The sequence below is a fragment of the Clostridium sp. M62/1 genome, from assembly GCF_020736365.1.
Taxonomy (GTDB): domain Bacteria; phylum Bacillota; class Clostridia; order Lachnospirales; family Lachnospiraceae; genus Otoolea; species Otoolea saccharolyticum_A.
Map to the genome: position 1 here is coordinate 141054 of NZ_CP085988.1, position 21424 is coordinate 162477.

Below are 21424 nucleotides of genomic sequence, written 5' to 3' on the forward strand. Positions count from 1 at the left end.
TCACTCTATTTGCAGTAGGACGGAAACTCCTTCGGAATGAAATCCGTGTCGATCTGTCCTTCCTGATAGGCCTCATTGTTTAAGATTTCATACTGGAAATCAATGTTTGTGTCAATTCCCTCGATAACAAGCTCTCCCAGAGCACTCCTCATCTTGGCAATCGCGGACTGTCTGTCTCTGTCATAGACAATGAGCTTTAACAGCATGGAATCATAGTTCGGCGGGACCTGATAACCGGCGTAAATATGGGTGTCTATCCTGACTCCCCGGCCTCCCGGCAGATGCACCTCCGTGATGGTTCCCGGGCACGGCATAAAGTTCTTTTCCGGGTTCTCCGCATTGATCCTGCACTCAATAGCATGGCCCCGGATGACCACATCGTCCTGGGTAAAGCCAAGGGGTTCTCCAGCTGCGATCTTAATCTGCTCTTTAATCAGATCCAGATCTGTGACAGCCTCTGTCACCGGATGCTCTACCTGAATACGCGTATTCATCTCCATAAAGTAGAACTGCTTGTGTTTGTCTAACAGAAACTCGATGGTTCCCGCATTTACATAGCCCACTGCCTTCGCCGCCTTCACCGCTGTCTCTCCCATGGCTTTGCGAAGCTCAGGGGAGATAGCCTCCGACGGAGCCTCCTCGAGGACCTTCTGATGGCGTCTCTGGATGGAGCAGTCGCGCTCTCCCAGATGTACTACATTTCCATACTCGTCCGCAAGGATCTGAAACTCAATATGTCTTGGCTGCTCAATATATTTTTCAATATACATGGTGTCATCGGAAAAGCCCTTGACTGATTCCATCTGCGCCTGGTTAAAATTGGCCTCAAAATCCTCCGCGCTTCTGGAAACTCTCATTCCCTTTCCTCCGCCGCCTGAAGATGCCTTGATCATAACGGGAAAACCGATAGCCTTCGCCATCTTTAAGGCCTCCTCCGGTGAATATACCGGTTCCTTGCTTCCAGGAACAACGGGAACTCCGGCCTCGATCATGGTCTTTCTGGCTTCTGATTTGTTTCCCATCCGGTGAATGATGTCAGCGGAGGGTCCGATAAAGCGGATATTGCATTTCTCGCACAGATCTGCGAAGCGGGCGTTCTCAGAAAGGAACCCGAAGCCCGGATGAATGGCGTCCGCCCTCATGGCCACTGTGGCGGAGATAATGCGCTCCATATCCAGATAGCTCTCGCTGGACGGGGCCGGCCCGATACAGACAGCCTCGTCGGCGAGCAGTGTGTGGAGGCTGTCCCTGTCTGCCTCGGAGTAGACAGCCACCGTCTTGATCCCCATCTCCCGGCAGGCGCGGATAATCCTGACCGCGATCTCGCCGCGGTTTGCAATCAAAATCTTGTTAAACAAAAGCGTCACCTATCCAATCATAAACGTGAGCTCGGCGGAAACTGCCACTTTGCCGTCCACAGATGCTGTCGCACTTCCAATTCCAACCGGCCCCTTTCTCTTGATAATCTGGCATTCCAGCTTCAGTCTGTCCCCCGGAACTACCTTTTTTCTGAACTTGGCGCTGTTGATTCCTCCAAAGTAGGCAACTTTGCCTCTGTTCTCCTCCTCGCTCAGAATCGCCACTGCGCCCACCTGAGCCAGAGCCTCCACAATCAGGACTCCCGGCATAACCGGCTCCTGCGGAAAATGGCCTGCAAAAAACGGCTCATTGTAAGTCACTGACTTATAGCCCGTGGCTCCCTCGCCCGGCCTTATCTCCTCGATACAATCGATAAGGAGAAATGGATGCCTGTGGGGAATAATTTCCTGAATCTCCTTGATTCCTAACATATTCGGTACCCCTGTCTTTTTTATTTGCCTTACGCCGCTATAAAATCTGCAGCGTCCTGCTATTTAATTCTGAATAACGGCTGGCCGTACTCCACAACCTCCTCGTTGTTTACAAGGATGGCCTCCACCACGCCGTCATACTCACTCTCGATCTCATTCATCAGCTTCATGGCCTCGATGATTCCAAGCACCTGGCCCTTTTTCACCGTATCGCCTACCTTCACAAAGCTGTCGGCGTCCGGCGCAGGAGCTGAATAGAAAGTTCCTACAAGCGGAGACTTTACCACATTGCCGGACGGGATATCCTCCTTTGTCTCAGCCGCCTGTGCGGAAACTGAACCGGCCAGAGAAGCCTCCGGGGTCACGGGGAGCCCTGTCACTCCCGCTCCTGCAAGGCCCGGGGCAAGTCCCATAGCGGAGACAGCCGGAGCTGCCACAGGCGGAACAGCCGTCACAATCTCCCTCTCCTTCTCTCTCTTTAGGGACAGTTTTGTCCCGTTCTCCTCGATCACAAGGCTGGTAAGATTATTTTTGGAGACAGCCTCAATCAGTGTCACAATATCCTTAATATCCATGTCTGTCCTCCTCCGGCATTAAGCCTCATACTTCTTTACCACAAGGCTTGCGTTGTGTCCGCCGAAGCCCAGGGAATTGGAAATGGCATAATTTACAGTTGTGTGGACTCCCTCGCCCTTCGTGTAATCCAGATCGCACTCAGGCTCTGACTCAGCAAGCCCTGCTGTGGCGTGCACATAATCCTCCATGACAGACTTCACACAGGTGATGAACTCCACTCCGCCTGCCGCTCCCAGCAAATGGCCGACCATGGATTTGGTGGAATTGATCTTTACCTTGTAAGCGTGATCTCCCAGAGCCAGCTTGATAGCCTTTGTCTCGAAGAGATCGTTGTGGTGGGTGCTGGTTCCGTGAGCATTTACATAGTCGATCTGCTCCGGTGTGATCCCCGCATCCCTGATAGCGTACTCCATAGCCTTTGCGGCTCCGCTTCCGTCCTCTGCCGGGGAGGTAATATGGTATGCATCGCTGGTTGCGCCGTATCCGACGATCTCAGCCAGAATAGTAGCCCCTCTGTTTAATGCATGCTCTAAGGACTCCAGCACGACAACGCCTGCGCCCTCGCCCATAACAAAGCCGTCTCTGTCCTTGTCAAAAGGACGGGAGCAGGTGGCCGGATCCGGGTTGGTAGAGAGGGCTGTAAGAGCCGTAAAGCCTGCGACGCCGATTGGGGTGATGCTTGATTCGGTTCCGCCTGCCAGCATTACCTCTGCCTCGCCGCACTGGATGGAGCGGAAGGCCTCACCGATGGAGTGGGTTCCTGTAGCACAGGCAGTCACCACGTTGATGCACTTTCCCTTAAGTCCGTACTGGATGGACACGTTTCCTGCAGCCATATTGCAGATCATCATGGGCACGAGAAGAGGGTTTACGCGGTTAGGCCCTTTCTCAAGGAGCTTTTTGTACTCTCTCTCCACAGACTGAAGGCTTCCGATTCCGGAACCGATGCTGACACCTACGCGGAAGGGATCCTCCTTTTCCATATCGAGACCTGACTGTGCAAGGGCCTGAGAGGCTGCTGCCACTGCGAACTGGGAAAACGGCTCCATTCTTCTCGCAGTCTTTGCATCCATGTAATTCTTTGGGTCAAAATCCTTTACCTGGGCAGCCAGCTTCACCTTGAAATCTGCTGTATCAAAATATGTAATCTCCCCGAATCCTGTCTTTTTTTCCTTCAGGGAATTCCAGAATGTCTCCACATCATTTCCGACTGGGGTAATTGCACCCATGCCGGTAATTACTACTCTATTTGCCATATATTCCCTCCTGAACTCTTTGAAATTCTTCAGCTGTCCGCACGTTAAGGCCTACATGGCCATTCCGCCGTCCACGCCTATAATCTGTCCTGTAATGTAGCCCGCCAGATCGGAAGCCAGGAAGGCGGCAAGATTTGCTACATCCTCCGTTTTTCCAAACTTCTTCATCGGAATCTGCTCTCCCATGGACTTCTTCACATCCTCAGGAAGAACGGCTGTCATCTCTGTGTCAATGAATCCCGGCGCGATCGCATTTACCGTGATACCGCGGCTTCCAAGCTCTCTGGCCACGGACTTTGTAAGCCCAATCACTCCTGCCTTGGATGCACAGTAATTGGCCTGTCCCGCATTTCCCATCACGCCTGATACGGAGGAGATATTAATGATGCGGCCTCCCTTCTGCTTCAGCATCTGTCTGGAGACATGCTTGATGCAGTTAAAGGTTCCCTTTAAATTGGTGTCTAAAACAGCATCGTACTCCTCCTCACTCATCTTCATGAGCAGATTATCCTTTGTGATGCCGGCATTATTCACCAGAATATCAATTCTCTTATATCTGGCGATGAGATCCTTCATCATTTCTTCAGTCTTTGCGTAGTCGGAGACGCTGCACTGAACAGCCTCAGCGGTACCGCCTGCCTCTGTGATCTCTTTCACCACTTCCTCCGCCTTCGCCGCAGATCCGTTGTAGTTTACGATAACAACAGCGCCCTCTTTGGCCAGTGTCAGGGCGATCTGACGGCCAATTCCGCGGCTCGCTCCGGTTACCAGTGCAATTTTGCCTTCCAATAACATATTTTTACAACCTTTCCTCGGAATCGCTTCCGGTTTGCCTGAGAGTACAGAGAGCCGGCCGCCCCTCTCTGGCCGGCTTTCTTTCCAGGAAGCCTCTACAGCTCCCTTACTTTCTCAATATCTTCCAGTTTCTCTATATTGATCACGCGAACGTTTCTATCTATCTTCTTCATAAATCCGGCCAGTGTCTTGCCAGGCCCGATCTCAATAAATGTATCCACGCCGTCCTGAAGCATCATTCTCATGGTCTGCTCCCACCGCACGGAGGAGGATACCTGCTTCACCAGAAGCGGTTTTACATCCTCTGCCTTTGTCACATACTCAGCCGTCACATTGGCCGCATACGGAATCACAGGCTCGTGAATTTCAACTGTGTCAAGCACTTTTCCCAGCTTCTCTCCTGCCTCTGTGAGCATTCTGGAGTGGAACGGGCCGCTGACATTTAACGGGATCACCCTCTTTGCTCCCGCTTCCTTAAGCTTCTCTGCCGCCTCGTCGACCGCCTCCTTCTTTCCGGAGATAACGATCTGTCCCGGGCAGTTATAGTTGGCAATCTGCACCCCTTCAATTGGCTCGATCACCCGTTCAATTTCCTCTGCATCCATCGCAAGGACAGCGGCCATGGCTCCGATTCCCGCCGGAACCGCCTCCTGCATCAGGATTCCCCTCTGTCTTACGGTGCGAATCGCATCCTCCACAGACATCACGCCAGCAGCAGCCATTGCCGGATACTCTCCCAGACTCAGTCCTGCGGCCGCATCAGGCTTTATCCCTGTACGCTCCATGAGAACCTTCATCATAGCAAGGCTCGCTGTCACCATGGCCGGCTGTGTGTACTCTGTTATGTCCAGCCTGTCGTTTTTCTCAAAGCAGAGCTCAGGCATGGAAAAGCCCAGAATTTCAGTTGCAGTGTCGAATACCTGCTTTCCTGTCTCTGTCTGCTCATAGAAATCCTGCCCCATGCCGCACACCTGCGCACCCTGGCCTGGAAAAATAAATGCAATCTTGCTCATAGCGCTACTCCTTTTTCTTCCTATGGAAACGGCCCGCCTGCCGTCTTCCTGTGCACACGGGCCGCTGTTTCCTATTATCTGACAGAGCCGGATGGCGAAGCTATGCCGCACCTGCTTTTCTGCCAGGTCTGTCTTCTGCGGCGTTTTTGCGCCGCCTTTTTATGGATTACCAGTGCAGAAGCTTACCTGCCTCTGCCATCATCTCGTCCATCATTTCCTTGCAGGTCTGTTCTTTTTTGACCATACCTGCAATCTGGCCTGCCATAACAGTTCCGTTTGATGTGTCTCCATCCATAACGGCCTTTCTGAGGGTTCCCAGCGTCAGATACTCAAGCTCTTCGAAGGACTTGCCCTCCTGCTCCATCTTGATATACTCTCTGGTCATCTGGTTTCTCAGACATCTGACCGGATGGCCGTGGGTCCTGCCTGTTACTGTGGAATCTATGTCCTTCGCCTTGATAATCTTTTCCTTGTAATTGGGATGTACAATGGACTCCTTCGCCACTACAAAGCGTGTTCCCATCTGGACTGCCTCAGCTCCCAGCATAAAGGCGGCTGCAATTCCGCGGCCGTCCCCGATTCCGCCTGCTGCGATAACAGGTATGGATACCGCATCCACTACCTGCGGAACGAGCGTCATGGTCGTAGCTTCACCGATATGTCCGCCGGACTCTGTGCCCTCTGCGATAACGGCGTCAGCTCCGCCTTTCTCCATCATCCTTGCCAAAGCGACGGAGGCCACTACCGGGATTACCTTAATTCCGGCGTTCTTCCACATCTCCATATATTTTCCAGGGTTTCCGGCTCCTGTTGTGACTACCTTCACGCCCTCCTCAACGACTACCTTTGCCACGTCGTCAGCATGAGGACTCATGAGCATGACGTTTACGCCGAACGGCTTCTTTGTCAGCTCTCTGGCCTTTCTGATTTCATCGCGGACTACTTCTCCCGGAGCATTCGCCCCGCCGATGAGACCCAGACCGCCGGCCTCAGAAACAGCTGCAGCCAGATGATGCTCGGCCACCCAGGCCATACCGCCCTGGATGATCGGACATTCAATCCCTAAAAGTTCAGTGACTCTGGTCTTCATTATGCTTCAACACCTTTTTCTTTTAAATAGTTCATTACATCGCCTACTGTTAAGAGGTTCTGTAAGTCCTCAGCCGGGATCTCTACAGAATACTCATCCTCAAGTGCCATAACCAGCTCGAATAAATCCAGAGAATCTGCTCCCAGATCATCCTTGAAGGAGGAAGCCTCTGTGATGGAATCTGCATCCACGCTTAACTGCTCTGCGATGATCTCTTTCATTTTTTCTAACATAATTCATTCTCCTTTACCTTTAAGTTTTAGTTTTTGAATTTAATTTCTGAAAGCCGTTACAGGGTTCCTCCCCCACAGCATTCATTTCTTTTATTATATTTGATTTTCAGGAACTTGCAAGGGAAAAATGACGCGGACGCGCCCTATCCGCAGCAGTGCTTCTTCCTGCTTTACCACTCTAAAAGGGTGGCCCCCCAGGTCATGCCGGAGCCGAAGCCGGCAAGTACCAGTTTATCTCCCCGCTTAAGCTTCCCTTCCTGCTTCATCTCGTCGAGAAGAATCGGAATAGAAGCCGCGGATGTGTTTCCGTAGCGGTCAATATTTACAGGAATCTTTTCCATGGGTATTTTAAGCCGTCTGGAGGCTGCCTCCAGAATCCTGTAGTTGGCCTGGTGAAGAACGAAGTATTTGATTTCCTCCGGCGTCATTTCCGCCTCTTTCAGAATATCCTCCACAATCTCAGGCACCTTGCGGACTGCGAATTTGAAAACTTCCTTCCCGTCCATTTTCATAAAGCCCAGCTCCGGCTTGACTCCGTTCAGGCAGTTTCCGAGATTTCTGGCCTGGCACTCCAGCGTCCATCCCTTCGTTCCGTCGCTTCCCATCAGTGTTTTTATGATTCCGCCGTCCTCTGAGGCCCTCACAACCGCTGCCCCTGCTCCGTCGCCAAAAAGGATGCAGGTTCCCCGGTCTGTCCAGTCCACCACCTTGCTCAAGGCTTCCGCACCTACGATCAGAGCGGTCTTATAGATTCCGGACATAAAAAAGCTGTGGGCAATGTGCAGGCCGAAGATAAATCCTGAGCAGGCTGCCGTAATGTCAAAGCCTACAGCGTTTACCGCTCCGATGGCTGCCTGTACATCCATGGCCGCCGCCGGGAATGCACGGTCTCCGGATGAGGTGGCAAGCACAATCAGGTCGATCTCCTTCGGGTCAATCCCCGCATCAGAAACTGCTCTCTTAGCCGCCTCCACCGCCAGAGCGCAGGTTCCCATCTCCTTTGACACTCTCCTCTCACAGATTCCCGTTCTCTCACGGATCCACGCGTCATCCGTATCCAAAAATTCCATGAGATCCTTATTTGTAACAACTGTATCCGGCACATATGAGCCGATTCCGATGATTCTTGTAGTCATGTCTGATTCCCGCTTTTCTGTCTGCTTATGACAGCCTCCGCCGCCAGGCGCCTGTCTGGCTGTCATATTGATTTTTTATTTTACAATAACATACACCTGTCCGCCTGGGCAGACACCCCCCTGCCTGAAAGCCAAACGAGGCCTCCGTTTTCAGACATGTCCGGGCCTTCCCGACAGATTGTTTGATATTCAAACTATTGCTAGTGTATTCTATGGCCGTTTGTTTGTCAAGAAGAACTTTCCGCATAATCCGCCCCTGAAAAACAGGCTTTTCAGACTGCATTTCCCAGACCTTTCTGCCCTCCTTCTGATTTTCTGTCCCGTCTTTTCTAAGACCTGCAGGCTTTCTGTCTGATTTATACGGCAAAGTACCTCTCTGAAATGCAAAAGTTCCGGGGATAACCTGCTCAGGCAGGCGCAGGCTGAGCAGGCTGAACCTTCCCCCATATAAATATGGAAACGGCAGCCCTCTGTCATTTTTATCAGAACGAAAAAAACCAGTACCTTTTTGAGGCAGGAAAATGTATAATAAGAAATCATAAGAACCATAGTACTATCATTCAAAAGGAGGTTTACATAATGCAGAAAATCCTGGTATGCGATGACGACAGACAGATTGTCGAGGCTATAGATATTTATCTGACCGGAGAGGGCTTTGAGGTGATCAAGGCCTATGACGGTCTGGAGGCTCTGGAGCTTCTCAAAACACATGAGGTGAACCTCATGATTGTGGACGTGATGATGCCCGGCCTTGACGGAATCAGAACCACGCTCAAAGTGAGGGAAACCAGCAGTATACCGATTATCATTCTGTCCGCCAAGTCAGAGGATTCTGACAAGATCCTGGGACTGAATATCGGGGCGGATGACTACATTACCAAGCCCTTCAACCCCCTCGAGCTGGTAGCCCGCGTCAAATCCCAGCTTCGCCGCTACACACAGCTGGGAAATATGCATACCCAGTCCGACAGCCGCGTATATAAGTGCGGCGGCCTTCAGATCAATGATGAGAACAAGGAGGTTCTGGTGGACGGCGAGCTGATCAAGCTGACGCCTATCGAGTATAACATTCTCCTCCTTCTCGTAAAAAATGCAGGAAAGGTATTCTCGATTGATCAGATCTACGAGGAAATCTGGAACGAGGAGGCCATCGGAGCAGACAATACCGTGGCTGTGCACATCCGTCACATCCGTGAAAAAATCGAGATTAATCCCCGAGAGCCCCGCTATCTTAAGGTTGTCTGGGGCGTAGGATATAAGATTGAAAAGCAGTAGGTGGATATGATGAACCGCAGATTAAATTTAAAAAACCATAAGACGATTGTCTGTGTCATCCATCTTCTCTTTCTTGCGCTGATGTTTGCAGGCGTTGGAACGATGTACCTGAACGACAATCTGGGAGTGGGCATCACCCGGATTCACAGCAGCGTCTACGAGGACACGGACGAATTTACCCAGTATTTCAATGACGATCTGGCCGATATTTTCCAATACATGGAATATAATGAGATTTTTGCCACAGGAGGTTCCATTGACATCTCAAAAACGATGCTCGAGATGACCTTCGGCCCCAATGACACCCGCTCCTATTCGCTGAACGACATTATCAAGTATCTTCAGTCTCTGGGGTACTCTCTCAACGGAGATTTTGAGTGCATACCCGTTTCTGTGGACGAAAACAGGAAGCCCGCCATGGGATATGTCGCCTGGTCTGCCAGCGAACCAGATATATATTACACCTCTCTGAAAGATGGGATGCGCCACTGCTCTCTGGAGGAGATTTCCCTTGAAATCATAAACACCCTGAACCGTTACTACAGTACTTACAAACGGCTCATAGAAAGTCCCAGCAACCTGCATTTCAGGATCGAGTACATAGACAGCGAGTCAGAGCCAAAGCGTATCACATCCTTCTCAAACGACAGTACACTGACGTTAGAGCAGGCCAAGACTTATGGACGCTACGCCTGTCTTCAGGGCAACTCTGTGTTTTATGACACAAACTTCCGTTTTATCGATCTGGACACTGTGTCGGCCCTGTCGGCAGGCAATCCCTATGACACAAAAACCTACTATCTGCTGGCTGCCCTTGACACCTCCTATCCAGTGTCAGATCCCTATGCAGACAATTATAACCATTATGTCAGAATGCAGAATTACTACTTTCTGGGTTTTGCTCTGATGGTGGTTGGAGGCCTGACGGCAGCCGCCTCCCTCCTGTACCTGCTTTCAGTGTCCGGAAAACAGGAGTATGGAGACAGCCGCATTACCCTTTCCCCCTTTGACCAGACCAGCACGGAAACAGGTCTGATCCTTCTCATCCTTCTGGCGGGAGCCTCACTTCTGGCAGGGAGATACACTCTGGTGAGAATCGCACATCTGACCCTTCCTGAGGAATCCTGGGATGTGGGAGAAAAGGTGATCTACACAGCCATTGTCTATCTGGTATGCCTCATCGGGCTGTTCAGCCTGCTCAGACGCTGCAAGGCTGGAATACTCTGGAAAAACAGCCTGATTCGAAAGCTCGGCGACAGACTTTCCGTCTTCTTTACAGGCCAGACCTTTGCCGGCCAGCTATCAGCTGCCTTTATCGCCTACCAGATCGCCAACACGGTGCTTCTGGTGACCGCCTCCTACCTGTACCTGAAGTGGCATATCCTGACTCTGACCTTAAAGATCATAATCGGCATGCTCCTGCTTTTATGGCTCTGTGTAAACCTGTGGATCTTCTATCTGATGTTCAGGCGGGCTGCCGACAGGGACAGGCTGGATCTTGCCATCCGCCATCTGGCTGGAGGAGAAACCACCTATCAGGTAGATATCTCCCAGTTTTCAGGCAAGATACGGGAGACAGCGGAAAACCTGAACAATGTCAGCCAGGGACTTGAAGCGGCTCTCTCCGAAAAAGTAAAAAGTGAGCGGCTCAAGGCGGATCTGATTACAAATGTGTCCCATGATATCAAGACACCCCTAACCTCCATTATCAACTATGTAGATTTAATCAAGCGGGAAAACATCCAGGATGAGAAGATTCAGCGCTATCTGGAAGTGCTGGAACAGAAATCCCACCGCCTGAAAAATCTCACAGAGGATTTGGTGGAGGCCTCCAAGGCCAGCTCGGGAAATTTAAAGCTCGACATCAGCAGACTGGATTTCATTGAGCTGATCTATCAGACGAACGGAGAATTTGAGGAGAAGTTTATAAGCCGACGGCTGGATCTCATTACCTCCGCTCCGGAGCGAAGTGTCTTTATCGAGGCGGACGGCCGCCGACTCTGGCGGGTTCTGGAAAACCTCTATAACAACGCCTTTAAGTATGCTCTGGAGGGAAGCCGGATCTATGCGGATGTGTCAGTGGAGAACTCCATGGCTGTATTTACCATTAAAAACATATCTGCCAGCCCTCTGAATATCAAGGCCGAGGAGCTGACTGAGCGGTTTGTCCGCGGCGATGTGGCAAGGACTACGGAGGGGAGCGGCCTGGGACTCTCTATCGCCAGAAGTCTGACACAGCTTCAGGGCGGAAGCTTTGAAATCTATATCGACGGCGATCTCTTTAAGGCAAGAGTGGCATTTCCTGTGGCAGAAGTTCCGCCTAAAGTCCTGCCCAAAACAGCGGAAGCAAAGACAGAGGATGACGAAGGCAGGGCTGAAAGCGAAGGTCAGACTCCTTAGCTTAGGCCCTGTAAGGTCTTTTTTCCCCTCCCTCAATCAGCCGGATCCGTTTCCAGTGGCCTGTCAGATACCACCCAAAGGATATGGCATAGTTTGTGGCCCAGCCCAGCGGAACGGCGTACCACACGAACTCAAGCCCATAGCGGGGAGCAAAGAAGCTGGCCACAAACACGCGGATGGTCAGGTTGGCCAGATTGGAGACGGTAAATACAGTCACATCCCCTGCTCCCCTTAAAAGGCCGTCTGTTGTGGCCTTCAGCCCGATCAGAATATAGAAAAACGAGATAAAGTCCGCGTAGGACATAGCCACGCTGAAAGCCTCCTCGCTGACCTCAGCGTCCAGAAACGCAGAGATAAACAGGCTTCCGAAGCTCTGGGTCAGGACACAGAGAGCTGCTGCAAAGGCTGCAAGGGCGAAATAGCAGGTTCTGTATCCCTCTCTGACGCGCTTTTCATTCCCGGCCCCTATATTCTGGGCTGTAAAGGTGGACATGGCATTTCCAATCGCCAGCATGGGCACGATGGAGATAGACTCGATTCTGGTTCCTGCCGAGTACCCGGCAATGGCAGAGGAGCCGAAGGTGTTCACCACCGACTGCACCAGAAGGATTCCCATCTGCACAATAGACTGCTGCAGGATGGAGGGGATCGCCACCTTTACCATGGAGAGCATCATTCCCCTGTCATAAAACCGGAATTCCTCTCTCCTGTGTTCATAGCCTCTGAGCTTTCTCATCAGAAGGCAGAAGGACAGCACAGCCGAGAGTCCCTGAGCAATCAGAGTGGCAACAGCCACGCCCCGGACTGCCATGCCAAACTGAATGACAAACAGCAGATCCAGCACGATATTTAACAGCGAGGAGAAGATGAGGAGCCAAAGGGGCGTCCTGGAATCTCCGAGAGAGTTAAACACCGACGCCTGGACGTTGTACATAAAGAGAAACGGCAGACCCAGAAAATAAATGCTCAGATACAGGGCCGCATCCTCAAAGATATTGCCCGGCACATTCATCAGCGCCAGAATCCTGTCGCTATATGCCAGTCCGAACACTCCCAGAAAAACGCTGATAACGAGAAAATTAAGCAGGGTTGTGGAGACGGCTGTTTTCATTTTTGTAATCTGGCCCGCTCCCAGAAACTGTGAGATGATTACAGAGCTTCCCGTCCCTCCGCCGATGGCCACGGCGATGAACACATTGGTTATGGCGTAGGAGGCTCCCACGGAGGCCAGGGCATTTTCACTGACAAACTGCCCCACCACAACGGAGTCCATAATATTGTAAAACTGCTGGAACAGATTGCCCAGAATCATGGGGAAGGCAAAGAGTAAAAGGGCCTTTCCCGGATGATCGGTGAGCATACTGCAGGTTTTCTTTTTTGCTTTAACTGCCTGTGACATTTGTGAAATTCTCCTGTGTTGATATCAGAATCCATGTATGAAGCGGGACCCGGTCTGAGTATGCTGGCTGAAAACCGCCTTTATCAACTTCCTGACCTGTCTTTAATGATCCCATACAATTTTGACTGCATGAAAGCCATTTTCGGCAGTTATAGTATACCCAAAACCACTGTCTTTTTCAATTCATACAGATAAATTCACAAATACGGCATCCCTCTTTCAAACATATGGCAACCGCCTGCTTTCTCACAGCCTCTGCTGCCTTTCTCTTCATATTTTTATGTCTGTTTTTCTGTCTGCAGCATGGACAATGCTCCCGCTTCCATATATAATGAAAAAAGGGAAGCTTGTTTCTTTATATTATCAATGCACTGAGAGGTGATTATCTATGTTTCGAAAAACTTTGCGCCGCAGTCTTCAGAAAGGCCTGAAAAAGACCAGAAATGCAGTGATTCTGGGTCTTTCTGCTGCCGCATTAATCTGCACGCCGGTATTTGCCCAGGTGAGGACACCGGAAGCCTCCGGCTCCGTCACCTACTCAAACGGAAACGCTGTCATCGACGCCTCCAACGCGTCTCAGGGCTATGTCATGGTAAAATATACCGGCGGCACATCACGCATTAAAGTAAGAATTACAAAGGGCACAGACTACACCTATGATCTGAATGCCAGCGGAAATTATGAGGTATTCCCGCTGACAGAGGGAAGCGGAACTTACACTGTCAAGGTATTCCAGCAGGTTCAGGGAACCTCCTACGCCCAGGTCATGAGTCAGACCATCAATGTGAATCTGGCTGACGAGCTGTCCCCCTTCCTCTATCCCAACCAGTTCTGCAACTTTCGCGCAGACTCCGCGGTAGTCTCCACAGCGGCCTCCATCACAGCCGGAATCTCTGATCCGCTCTCAAAGGTACAGGCCATATATAATTATGCGGTGGACAATATTTCCTACGACTACCAGAAGGCTGCAACTGTACAGAGCGGATACCTGCCCGTACCGGATTCTACGCTGGCGTCAAAAACCGGCATCTGCTTCGACTATGCGGCAGTCATGACCTCCATGCTCCGCTCCCAGGACATTCCGACCAAACTTGTGATCGGATACACCGGCGGCGCCTACCATGCATGGGTAAGCGTGTATGTAACCGGACAGGGCTGGGTTGACAATATTATCTACTTCGACGGCGTAAACTGGCGGTACATGGATCCGACCTTTGCGTCCAGCGGAAAAGGCAACGCAGCCATCACCAGCTACATTACGAATCCGGCAAACTATCAGGCAAAATTCACTTACTAAAAGGGAGACTGATCCCAGAAGAGGAATCATACTATGAAACAATCCGTACCATTTACCGGACTTTCCCTGTCCGGCTTCTGTATGCAAATTTCTATTCTCTTAAAATCGGCAGTGCCTCTCTATGAGGGGCTCTCCGTCATGGCCGAGGACGCATCATCGCCCCGCGAGAAGGAAATTCTCACCGCCATGTCCGATAAGCTGCGCATGGGTTTTCCCTTCAGCGAGGCCGTCAGCGAGGCCGGCTGCTTTCCGGCTTATGTAACCCAGATGACTGTGCTGGGGGAGCGCACAGGTACTCTGGATGAAACCATGGAGCATCTGTCCCGGTTCTATGAGAGGGAATACCGGCTCGGCGAAAATCTGCGCCGTGCCGTCACCTACCCCGCCATCATGATCGTGATGCTCCTTGTGATCCTGTTTATCCTGTTCACCAGGGTGATGCCGATCTTTTCCGGTGTCTATGAACAGCTGGGAACCTCCATACCGGACGCCGCCCAGGCGGCTATCCAGTTCGGAGGTATCTTAAGCGGCGCGGCTCTCGTCTTTGCAGCAGTGCTCATAGCTGCCTTCGCCGTCGTCCGGCTTACCAGCCGGCCCGGCCAGGAAAGCAGCCTGTCGCACCGCCTTCTGCGCTCCATTAAAAACCATTCCTCCATTGCGAAGCTCTCTGCCCTGCGCCGCTTCTGCTCTGTCATGGCAATGACGCTTCACTGCGGAATGAACATGGCCGAGGGCTGCCGTATGGCTGCCGCACTGGTGGACAACGATTCTGTGCTTCCCGGAGTCAGAGCCTGCGAAAAGGAGCTGGAATCAGGAAAGGCCTTCTACGACTCTATCGAACCCTCCGGTCTGTTTTCCGGCTTTGATCTGCAGATGATCCGCATCGGAAGCAGGGCCGGACAGCTGGAAACCGTTATGCGTGAGCTGGAGGAGGACTATGATGAGCGCTCCTCTGATGCCCTTGACAGTCTGATTGCAAGGCTTGAGCCTGCCATCGTCTCGGTGCTGGCAGTTGCAGTGGGGCTTGTCCTTCTGTCTGTCATGCTTCCGCTGGCAGGAATTCTCTCCTCCATCGGATAGCAGAATATCTGCCGGGATATCCGGCAAAAACGCCTTTTAAATATTGCAGAACCAGCCTGTGCATTCAGAGGCTTTCGCCTGGAAAGCACTGCCCTTTGAACGCAGTCTGGGAATCTGAGACAGGAGAATTGATATGCTGCACGTACAAGTTCAGAAAAAAAAGAGGGGATTTGCAGGATACCTTCTGTCCTTCCTCATCTTTTTTGCCATTCTCTTCTTCTCTCTCTTCTGTATGAACGCCATGCAGAGGAGAAGCGAGGAGGAGAGCCTGATGTCCCTGAGGGACGCCATAAGACGGGCAAGCGTCCAGTGCTATGCCATTGAGGGGCGCTATCCGCCAAGCGTGGAATATCTGGAAGAGCACTATGGAATCGTCATTGACAGAGACCGCTATCATGTATTCTACGACGGCTGGGCCAGCAACGTAATACCCGACATCACCGTTCTTCCCGTCGCAGAGGAGGAGAAAGGAGATGAAACATGGTAAAACGAACGCAGAATTCCGGCAGAACAGAGCTGCTTTTCTCCATGCTCCTCCTCTTTGTCTTTCTGCTCTGCTCCATTTTCACTGTTTTGATCGGAAGCCGTGTCTATGAAAATATCAGAGCCAGGGACAATGAGTCCTTCTATCGGGATACAGCCCTCAGCTATGTGGTAAACAAGGTAAGGCAGGCCGACGAAACCGGCGCGGTGGAAGTCCGGGATGAGGGAGATACCTCTGTGCTTGTCCTCACCTCGCAGATCAACGGAAGTCTCTATGAAACGTGGATCTACACCCTGGACGGAACACTGAGAGAGCTTTTCACCCCCAAAGACAGCGGGCTGACCACAGCCGACGGACTTGAGATCAGCAGCTGTCCAAAGCTTACCTTCCTTTTAGAAGATCAGGGCGGAAAAAAACTGCTGACCATCTGTCAGTCCTCCCCGGAAAGCGAAACCTCTTCCGGCAGTCCCGCTGCCTCAGAAGGCTCAGAGACTCAGGAGGAAGACCGCAGGGTCTCTCTCCTTCTGAGAAGCTCCGGCGGGACTTTTACAGGCAGCACCAGCCTTCATCCGGCTGAAAGCGCCGGAAATGCCGGATACTAAGGAGGACAATTATGCTTCAGAAAAAATATACCACTCGAAACAGGCGGCCTTCCTACGCCTTCCTGATGGAAATGCTCTGGGTCTGCGGCTTCTTCGCCGTAGCTGCCTGTATTTTCGTTCTGGCCTTTGTAAAGGCTGACTCCATGAGCCGTCGGGCAGAGGACCTGAACCAGGCGGTCATGGCCGCTGAAAATGAGATGGAGCAGACTTTTCTGCTGGGGAGGGAAGGCTCCTGGATCGTTTGTTTTGATGACAGCTGGAATCCTCTCCCTGAAGACGGGAGCCTCTCAGATCCTGCCCTGATATCTGATAAAACACCGTCTGAGGATTCTGCAAACCTGCCAGGAGTCCACGCTGCTCTTTTTGTGGACAGCAGACTGGACGGCAGTCTTTTAAATGTAACGATAAACGCCGCAGTCATGTCTCCTCACCAGGAAACCATATACACCTTGGAGGGAAGCCACATGATGTCCGGAGAGATTTTGCAGGAATCCGGGAAAGGAGGACAGTCATGAGAGAGACAAGACAAGTAAGCCGGATCAATATCGGCACGGCCTCCATTGTTCTGATCCTGATTATCCTGTGTCTGTCCGTCTTTTCCCTGCTGAGCCTCAGTGATGCCCGCTCCTCCCTCTCTTTTGCAGAGAGAAGAGCCCAGTCTGTTCAGGCCTTCTACAGCGCAGACGCCCAGGTCCAGAGATGGCTCTCGGACATCCAGGGACTTTCCATTCAGGAAGCGGCGGCCAGACGGGAGAGTCTGCCCGAGGACGCCTCTGTGGAGGCATCCGGCGAGGAGGGCATACTGACTCTCACCATCCCCATGTCCCAGGGCCAGTCGCTCCTTGCCCGTTACAGCGTTTCAGAAGGACGGCTTATCTCCTCCCGCGTCTACAACAGTGAAGATTACGCCATCGACACCCGCCTTCCTGTCTGGACGGGACAGTCGGACGAGAAAGCTGATGGGACCCAGGCAGATTAGTCAGGATCACTTATACAGGAGAATTTTATGAATATCAAAGAATTTTTTAAAGACGCCGTGGAAAGACAGGCATCCGACATCTTTATGATCCCAGGAATGCCTCTGGCTCTCAAAATTAACGGCCGAATCGAAAATATAGGGGAGGAAAAAATCTTCCCTGCAGAGATGGACAATTACATCCGGGAAATCTACACCCTCAGCGGCAGCCGGGACATGTCCAGGGTTATGACGCTGGGAGACGATGATTTCTCCTTCTCCATTGTGGGACTTTCCCGGTTCCGCGCAAGCGTGATGAAACAGAGGGGCTCTCTGGCAGCAGTCATCCGGATTGTCCGCTTCGATCTTCCAAATCCCGCAGACATCCATATACCGGAGACCGTCTTAAACATCGCCTCCATGAAAAAGGGCATGGTGCTGGTGACAGGCGCAGCGGGCAGCGGAAAATCCACGACTCTGGCCTGCATCATCGACCGTATCAACCAGACGAGAAACGCCCATGTCATCACCCTGGAGGATCCCATCGAGTACCTTCACCATCATCAGCACTCTGTGGTTACCCAGCGGGAGATCGGCCACGACACCGCCTCCTATGTGGACGGCCTGAGGGCCTCCCTGCGCCAGGCGCCGGATGTTATTCTCTTAGGCGAGATGCGGGACTACGAAACCATCCAGACAGCCATGACTGCGGCAGAGACAGGCCATCTGCTGATCTCCACCCTCCACACCATCGGAGCCGCCAACACCATCGACCGCATTATCGACGTTTTCCCGGCTGACGGACAGCAGCAGGTGCGCGTTCAGCTGGCTATGGTTTTAAAAGCCGTTGTGTCACAGCAGCTGGTTCCCGCTGCAGACGGTTCCCTGATTCCGGCCTTCGAGATTATGTTCGTCAATGAGGCTATCCGCAGCATGATCCGGGAGTCAAAGATCCACCAGATCCAGAATGTCATCGCCACCAGCATGGCGGAGGGCATGGTAAGCCTGGACAGCAGTCTTCTGAGATATCTTCAGCAGGGACTTATCACAAAGGAAACCTGCATAAATTACAGCTTAAATCCTGAACAGATGAAGATGCGCCTGGGCTAGACCCATGGCAGGCCGCACCCGGCGCCCTGAACCCCTGAAAGGGTCCGCTTTCCCAGCGCCGGGTGCACAGCCTCCCGGGCGCCTCTCTCCTCTTTGCAGGCAGTAAAGATTCGACAAAAGAAAAAAACACCGATCCCAGCGCTCTCAGTCGCCAAAATCAGTGCTTTCAGTGCGCCTTCAGGGACTCGAACCCTGGACAAATAGATTAAGAGTCTACTGCTCTACCAGCTGAGCTAAAGGCGCGTATTCTGTTGTTTTATGTTATATCAGGGAAATTCCCAGTGCGCCTTCAGGGACTCGAACCCTGGACAAATAGATTAAGAGTCTACTGCTCTACCAGCTGAGCTAAAGGCGCATATTCTGTTGTTTCCGGCAGGTTTCTGAAGCCTGTCCTGTAACACGCAAATTAGTATACCTCTCCATTATGAAAAAGTCAATACTTTTTTTATTTTTTATTTATTTTTTTGTTACAGTTCAGCCATGCGCTTCCCCGCCCGCTTTAAGCGGGCAAGAAGATATATGGCTGAACTGTTGCATTTTTTCTCCCTGGCAAAATAAAACAAAGGGAAAGGCAGATTTTTCTTTCGTATTTTTCCCTGCTCTCTTTTGCTATCTGCGGCGGCACTTCTTTGCACAGCCCTTCCCAAGAGCCTTTCCTGCTTCCTCAAAACAGCGCTTGTAGTGGAGTACTGCCTTATTGAGCTCTGCCTTGTCGCAGGTGGCGATGGACAGTGAACGGATAATCTTTTTCTTCAGGCTCACAGGCCTCATCCCTTCCTCTCTCCTCGCCTTATTTTATGCACAGTCAAGATATAAGCGCACAGAGCCGACTCTGCCTCCGCCTCGGATTTTTCTGCATCCTTCCCTCTATTTGCCGCGGACAGCTGACAGCTTGCAGATGGCCTGACCTCTGGAGGAGAACTTTTCCTCATACTCTGTCATCACATTTCCCTCGGCCATGGGGCTGTTGTGAAGATCAAAGGTATATTCCCTCACCTTCCAGCCTGACTCCGGGATAGATTCAAGAGAGTACTCAAACAGTCCCCGGTTGTCTGTCTTAAACTCTACATCTCCATCCTCTGAGAGCACCTGATCATAAACTGCCATAAACTGCGGCGATGTGAGCCTGCGCTTTGCGTGGCGGTCTTTGGGCCACGGATCGGAAAAATTCAGGTAAATTTTCTTCACCTCTCCCGGCTCAAACATCTCCCCCAGCTCCTTTGCATCCACACACATAAAGCAGATATTGGAGAGCGGCAGCTTCTCCCGCTTCTGAAGTGCCTTTAAGAGTACAGTGGAGTATCTCTCTATTCCTATATAGTTGATGTCTGGGTTTCTCTCTGCCAGTTCCATGATAAACCGGCCCTTCCCCATTCCTACCTCGATGTGGATCGGATGGTCATTTCCGAACACTTCTCTCCATCTGCCCTTTTTCTCCTTTGGTTCCTGGATCACATAGGGGCTCTGTGCAATCGCCTCCTCAGCGCCCGGTATGTGGCGTAATCTCATTCTCATTCCTCCTGTCTCCCGATTTATTCCTGTTTCCTGCCGATTTTTGGCAGGAAATTCTGCTTTCTTCTCTGTTTTCCGCCCTCTATCTTACCATTTCTCTTCCTCACATGCAAGAAAGTTATCCTGTCTGCGCTCTTAATTCTTCTCCCTGTTCCCGTATCTGATTCAGCTCCCCCTTCCGCTCCTCCTTCCCCCTCTTCTTCTCACGAATTTCCCGAAAACTCCCTATATTCTGACAATATATGAACTATTTCCTTACAAATTTTATTTTTTTCAAAATAATGATGCAGAAAATGTCGAGGTATATTATAATAGCAGTGTGTGATTTGTATTAATTGTATTAAATGGTAAAGGAGATGCCTTATGAATACGGACAATATAAATACCGGCAGCTGGGAGAGGATACAGAACGGCTTCCAGGATACAGAACGGCTGTTAGGCCAGAAACGGTACAATGAATGTATGATCAGAGCCAGACAGACTCTGGAATTTATGGTGAAATGCCTTTGTGAGCGCTTTGATGTGTCAGAGGCCACTCTTGTGGACATGATCGACGCCCTCTATGAGAACGGCATTATCAATAAGACCACCTGCGAGCATTATCACAAAATCCGCATGATAGGAAACAAGGCGGTTCATGAGGAGGATAATCTGGCATATAATGCAGGGCAGGCCTACCACCTGCTGTCCCAGGAGATCTACACCTTCGCAAATGACTTTACAGGGAAGAAAAAGAAACCCCTCCCCCGCCAGAGGGAAGATATTTCCCGGGAGGACGCCTCATCCAGAGAGCAGCTTTCCCGGCCTTCCAGAGGCAGTGCCTCCCGTTCCAGGGGGGCTGTTTCCAGAGCGGGAGGTTCCTCCTCCGCAAGGCGCAGAAGACCCCGTTCCTCCGGACCGGTTATCGATCCGGGAAGCCTTTTGAAGATTTTTATTCCGATTGCGATCATTATCATCCTGATCTTTATTATCCGCCTGGTTCACCCGGGAGATGAGAACGGTGCAGAGACTACAGCTCCCATTGAGCTGGAAACCATCGCTCCCACTGAAGAGGCGACTACTGAGGAGAATACTACTGAGGCCGCTCCTGCCAAACGATACAGAACAAGCGACACGCTGAATGTCCGCTCTGAGCCGTCAACCAGCGCCTCAAAGCTGGGTCAGCTGGCCCCGGGGACGGAGGTAGAATACATAGAGGATTACGATGATACCTGGGTGAAAATTACCTTTGAAGGCCAGGAGGGATATGTATCAAAAGAATATCTGGAATTGATTGCTGAATAGAGACTGCGGCCAGGCAGCCGCTCTCTGCTTAGCTACCTGCCATAAAAAGGGCCGCCGGAAATCCGACGGCCCTTTTCATGAAAGAGTGAATTTTACTTATATGTATAATTTTCTGTTCCTCCGGGCAATCCCCGAGT

22 protein-coding genes and 2 tRNA genes are annotated in these 21424 nt (G+C 51.4%); 10 read left to right on the plus strand and 14 right to left on the minus strand.

Going from position 1 to position 21424, the window contains the following annotated elements; all coding sequences use genetic code 11:
- Positions 1 to 5 precede the first annotated feature (5 nt).
- The 9 genes from LK436_RS00805 to LK436_RS00845 all read right to left on the minus strand — a co-directional run bounded on the left by LK436_RS00805 (position 6) and on the right by LK436_RS00845 (position 7889).
- Positions 6 to 1358, minus strand: coding sequence for an acetyl-CoA carboxylase biotin carboxylase subunit (locus LK436_RS00805; RefSeq protein WP_044931296.1), 1353 nt, complete (start codon positions 1356 to 1358; stop codon positions 6 to 8).
- Between the two features lie 9 nt (positions 1359 to 1367).
- The gene (gene fabZ / locus LK436_RS00810; RefSeq protein WP_008397742.1) at positions 1368 to 1790 is read right to left on the minus strand and encodes a 3-hydroxyacyl-ACP dehydratase FabZ; all 423 of its coding nucleotides are present in this window, start codon (positions 1788 to 1790) and stop codon (positions 1368 to 1370) included.
- Between the two features lie 59 nt (positions 1791 to 1849).
- Positions 1850 to 2365 (minus strand): acetyl-CoA carboxylase biotin carboxyl carrier protein, encoded by a 516-nt coding sequence (gene accB, locus LK436_RS00815; protein WP_008397741.1) that lies wholly within the window; start codon positions 2363 to 2365, stop codon positions 1850 to 1852.
- An 18-nt stretch (positions 2366 to 2383) separates the two neighbouring features.
- Complete coding sequence (fabF, locus tag LK436_RS00820; RefSeq protein ID WP_008397740.1) at positions 2384 to 3622, minus strand: beta-ketoacyl-ACP synthase II; 1239 nt, start codon at positions 3620 to 3622, stop codon at positions 2384 to 2386.
- Positions 3623 to 3673: 51 nt separating this feature from the next.
- Positions 3674 to 4417, minus strand: a complete 744-nt coding sequence (gene fabG / locus LK436_RS00825; RefSeq protein ID WP_008397739.1) for a 3-oxoacyl-[acyl-carrier-protein] reductase — start codon at positions 4415 to 4417, stop codon at positions 3674 to 3676.
- A gap of 95 nt (positions 4418 to 4512) precedes the next feature.
- Complete coding sequence (gene fabD / locus LK436_RS00830) at positions 4513 to 5430, minus strand: ACP S-malonyltransferase (RefSeq protein WP_008397738.1); 918 nt, start codon at positions 5428 to 5430, stop codon at positions 4513 to 4515.
- Positions 5431 to 5596: 166 nt separating this feature from the next.
- Positions 5597 to 6520, minus strand: coding sequence for an enoyl-[acyl-carrier-protein] reductase FabK (gene fabK / locus LK436_RS00835; protein ID WP_008397737.1), 924 nt, complete (start codon positions 6518 to 6520; stop codon positions 5597 to 5599).
- Positions 6520 to 6753 carry an acyl carrier protein gene (gene acpP, locus LK436_RS00840; RefSeq protein ID WP_008397736.1) on the minus strand — a complete coding sequence of 78 codons (234 nt, stop codon included), beginning with the start codon at positions 6751 to 6753 and terminating at the stop codon, positions 6520 to 6522. Before acpP ends, fabK begins: the two co-directional genes overlap by 1 nt.
- 170 nt (positions 6754 to 6923) lie before the next feature.
- Positions 6924 to 7889 carry a beta-ketoacyl-ACP synthase III gene (locus LK436_RS00845; protein ID WP_008397733.1) on the minus strand — a complete coding sequence of 322 codons (966 nt, stop codon included), beginning with the start codon at positions 7887 to 7889 and terminating at the stop codon, positions 6924 to 6926.
- Between the two features lie 579 nt (positions 7890 to 8468).
- Between LK436_RS00845 and LK436_RS00850 the strand changes: the two genes are divergently transcribed.
- Positions 8469 to 9164 carry a response regulator transcription factor gene (locus LK436_RS00850; protein WP_044931293.1) on the plus strand — a complete coding sequence of 232 codons (696 nt, stop codon included), beginning with the start codon at positions 8469 to 8471 and terminating at the stop codon, positions 9162 to 9164.
- Positions 9165 to 9170: 6 nt separating this feature from the next.
- Positions 9171 to 11564, plus strand: a complete 2394-nt coding sequence (locus LK436_RS00855) for a sensor histidine kinase (protein WP_044931292.1) — start codon at positions 9171 to 9173, stop codon at positions 11562 to 11564.
- A gap of 1 nt (position 11565) precedes the next feature.
- On the opposite strand, the gene LK436_RS00860 is transcribed toward LK436_RS00855, so the two are convergent.
- On the minus strand, positions 11566 to 12963 hold the full coding sequence (locus LK436_RS00860; protein ID WP_008397729.1) for an MATE family efflux transporter: 1398 nt from the start codon (positions 12961 to 12963) through the stop codon (positions 11566 to 11568).
- 388 nt (positions 12964 to 13351) lie between these two features.
- Here LK436_RS00860 and LK436_RS00865 point away from each other — a divergent pair, with 388 nt between their 5' ends.
- From LK436_RS00865 to LK436_RS00895, 7 genes are all read left to right on the plus strand, one after another.
- A complete protein-coding gene (locus tag LK436_RS00865) occupies positions 13352 to 14260 on the plus strand; it encodes a transglutaminase-like domain-containing protein (protein WP_008397727.1) in 909 nt (302 codons plus the stop codon).
- Between the two features lie 33 nt (positions 14261 to 14293).
- A complete protein-coding gene (locus tag LK436_RS00870; RefSeq protein ID WP_044931291.1) occupies positions 14294 to 15340 on the plus strand; it encodes a type II secretion system F family protein in 1047 nt (348 codons plus the stop codon).
- A gap of 133 nt (positions 15341 to 15473) precedes the next feature.
- Positions 15474 to 15827: a hypothetical protein gene (locus LK436_RS00875; protein ID WP_008397725.1), complete on the plus strand. Its 354-nt coding sequence runs from the start codon at positions 15474 to 15476 to the stop codon at positions 15825 to 15827.
- Positions 15821 to 16426 carry a DUF4860 domain-containing protein gene (locus tag LK436_RS00880; RefSeq protein ID WP_008397717.1) on the plus strand — a complete coding sequence of 202 codons (606 nt, stop codon included), beginning with the start codon at positions 15821 to 15823 and terminating at the stop codon, positions 16424 to 16426. Before LK436_RS00875 ends, LK436_RS00880 begins: the two co-directional genes overlap by 7 nt.
- A gap of 11 nt (positions 16427 to 16437) precedes the next feature.
- A complete protein-coding gene (locus LK436_RS00885) occupies positions 16438 to 16941 on the plus strand; it encodes a hypothetical protein (RefSeq protein WP_008397716.1) in 504 nt (167 codons plus the stop codon).
- Complete coding sequence (locus LK436_RS00890; RefSeq protein ID WP_008397715.1) at positions 16938 to 17405, plus strand: Uro-adherence factor A; 468 nt, start codon at positions 16938 to 16940, stop codon at positions 17403 to 17405. The genes LK436_RS00885 and LK436_RS00890 overlap by 4 nt, the downstream gene beginning before the upstream one ends.
- Positions 17406 to 17432: 27 nt before the next feature.
- Entirely contained in the window at positions 17433 to 18491 is a 1059-nt protein-coding gene (locus LK436_RS00895; RefSeq protein WP_008397713.1) for a type IV pilus twitching motility protein PilT, read from the plus strand.
- Positions 18492 to 18661: 170 nt separating this feature from the next.
- Here the strand turns inward: LK436_RS00895 and LK436_RS00900 are convergent.
- The 4 genes from LK436_RS00900 to trmB all read right to left on the minus strand — a co-directional run bounded on the left by LK436_RS00900 (position 18662) and on the right by trmB (position 20000).
- Positions 18662 to 18734: transfer RNA gene (locus LK436_RS00900), tRNA-Lys, on the minus strand.
- Positions 18735 to 18773: 39 nt separating this feature from the next.
- Positions 18774 to 18846: transfer RNA gene (locus tag LK436_RS00905), tRNA-Lys, on the minus strand.
- Between the two features lie 254 nt (positions 18847 to 19100).
- Complete coding sequence (locus LK436_RS00910) at positions 19101 to 19262, minus strand: hypothetical protein (protein WP_021966027.1); 162 nt, start codon at positions 19260 to 19262, stop codon at positions 19101 to 19103.
- Between the two features lie 96 nt (positions 19263 to 19358).
- Positions 19359 to 20000: a tRNA (guanosine(46)-N7)-methyltransferase TrmB gene (gene trmB / locus LK436_RS00915; protein ID WP_021966028.1), complete on the minus strand. Its 642-nt coding sequence runs from the start codon at positions 19998 to 20000 to the stop codon at positions 19359 to 19361.
- 366 nt (positions 20001 to 20366) lie between these two features.
- Between trmB and LK436_RS00920 the strand changes: the two genes are divergently transcribed.
- Positions 20367 to 21287, plus strand: a complete 921-nt coding sequence (locus LK436_RS00920) for an SH3 domain-containing protein (RefSeq protein WP_008397706.1) — start codon at positions 20367 to 20369, stop codon at positions 21285 to 21287.
- The last annotated feature ends 137 nt before the right edge of the window (positions 21288 to 21424 follow it).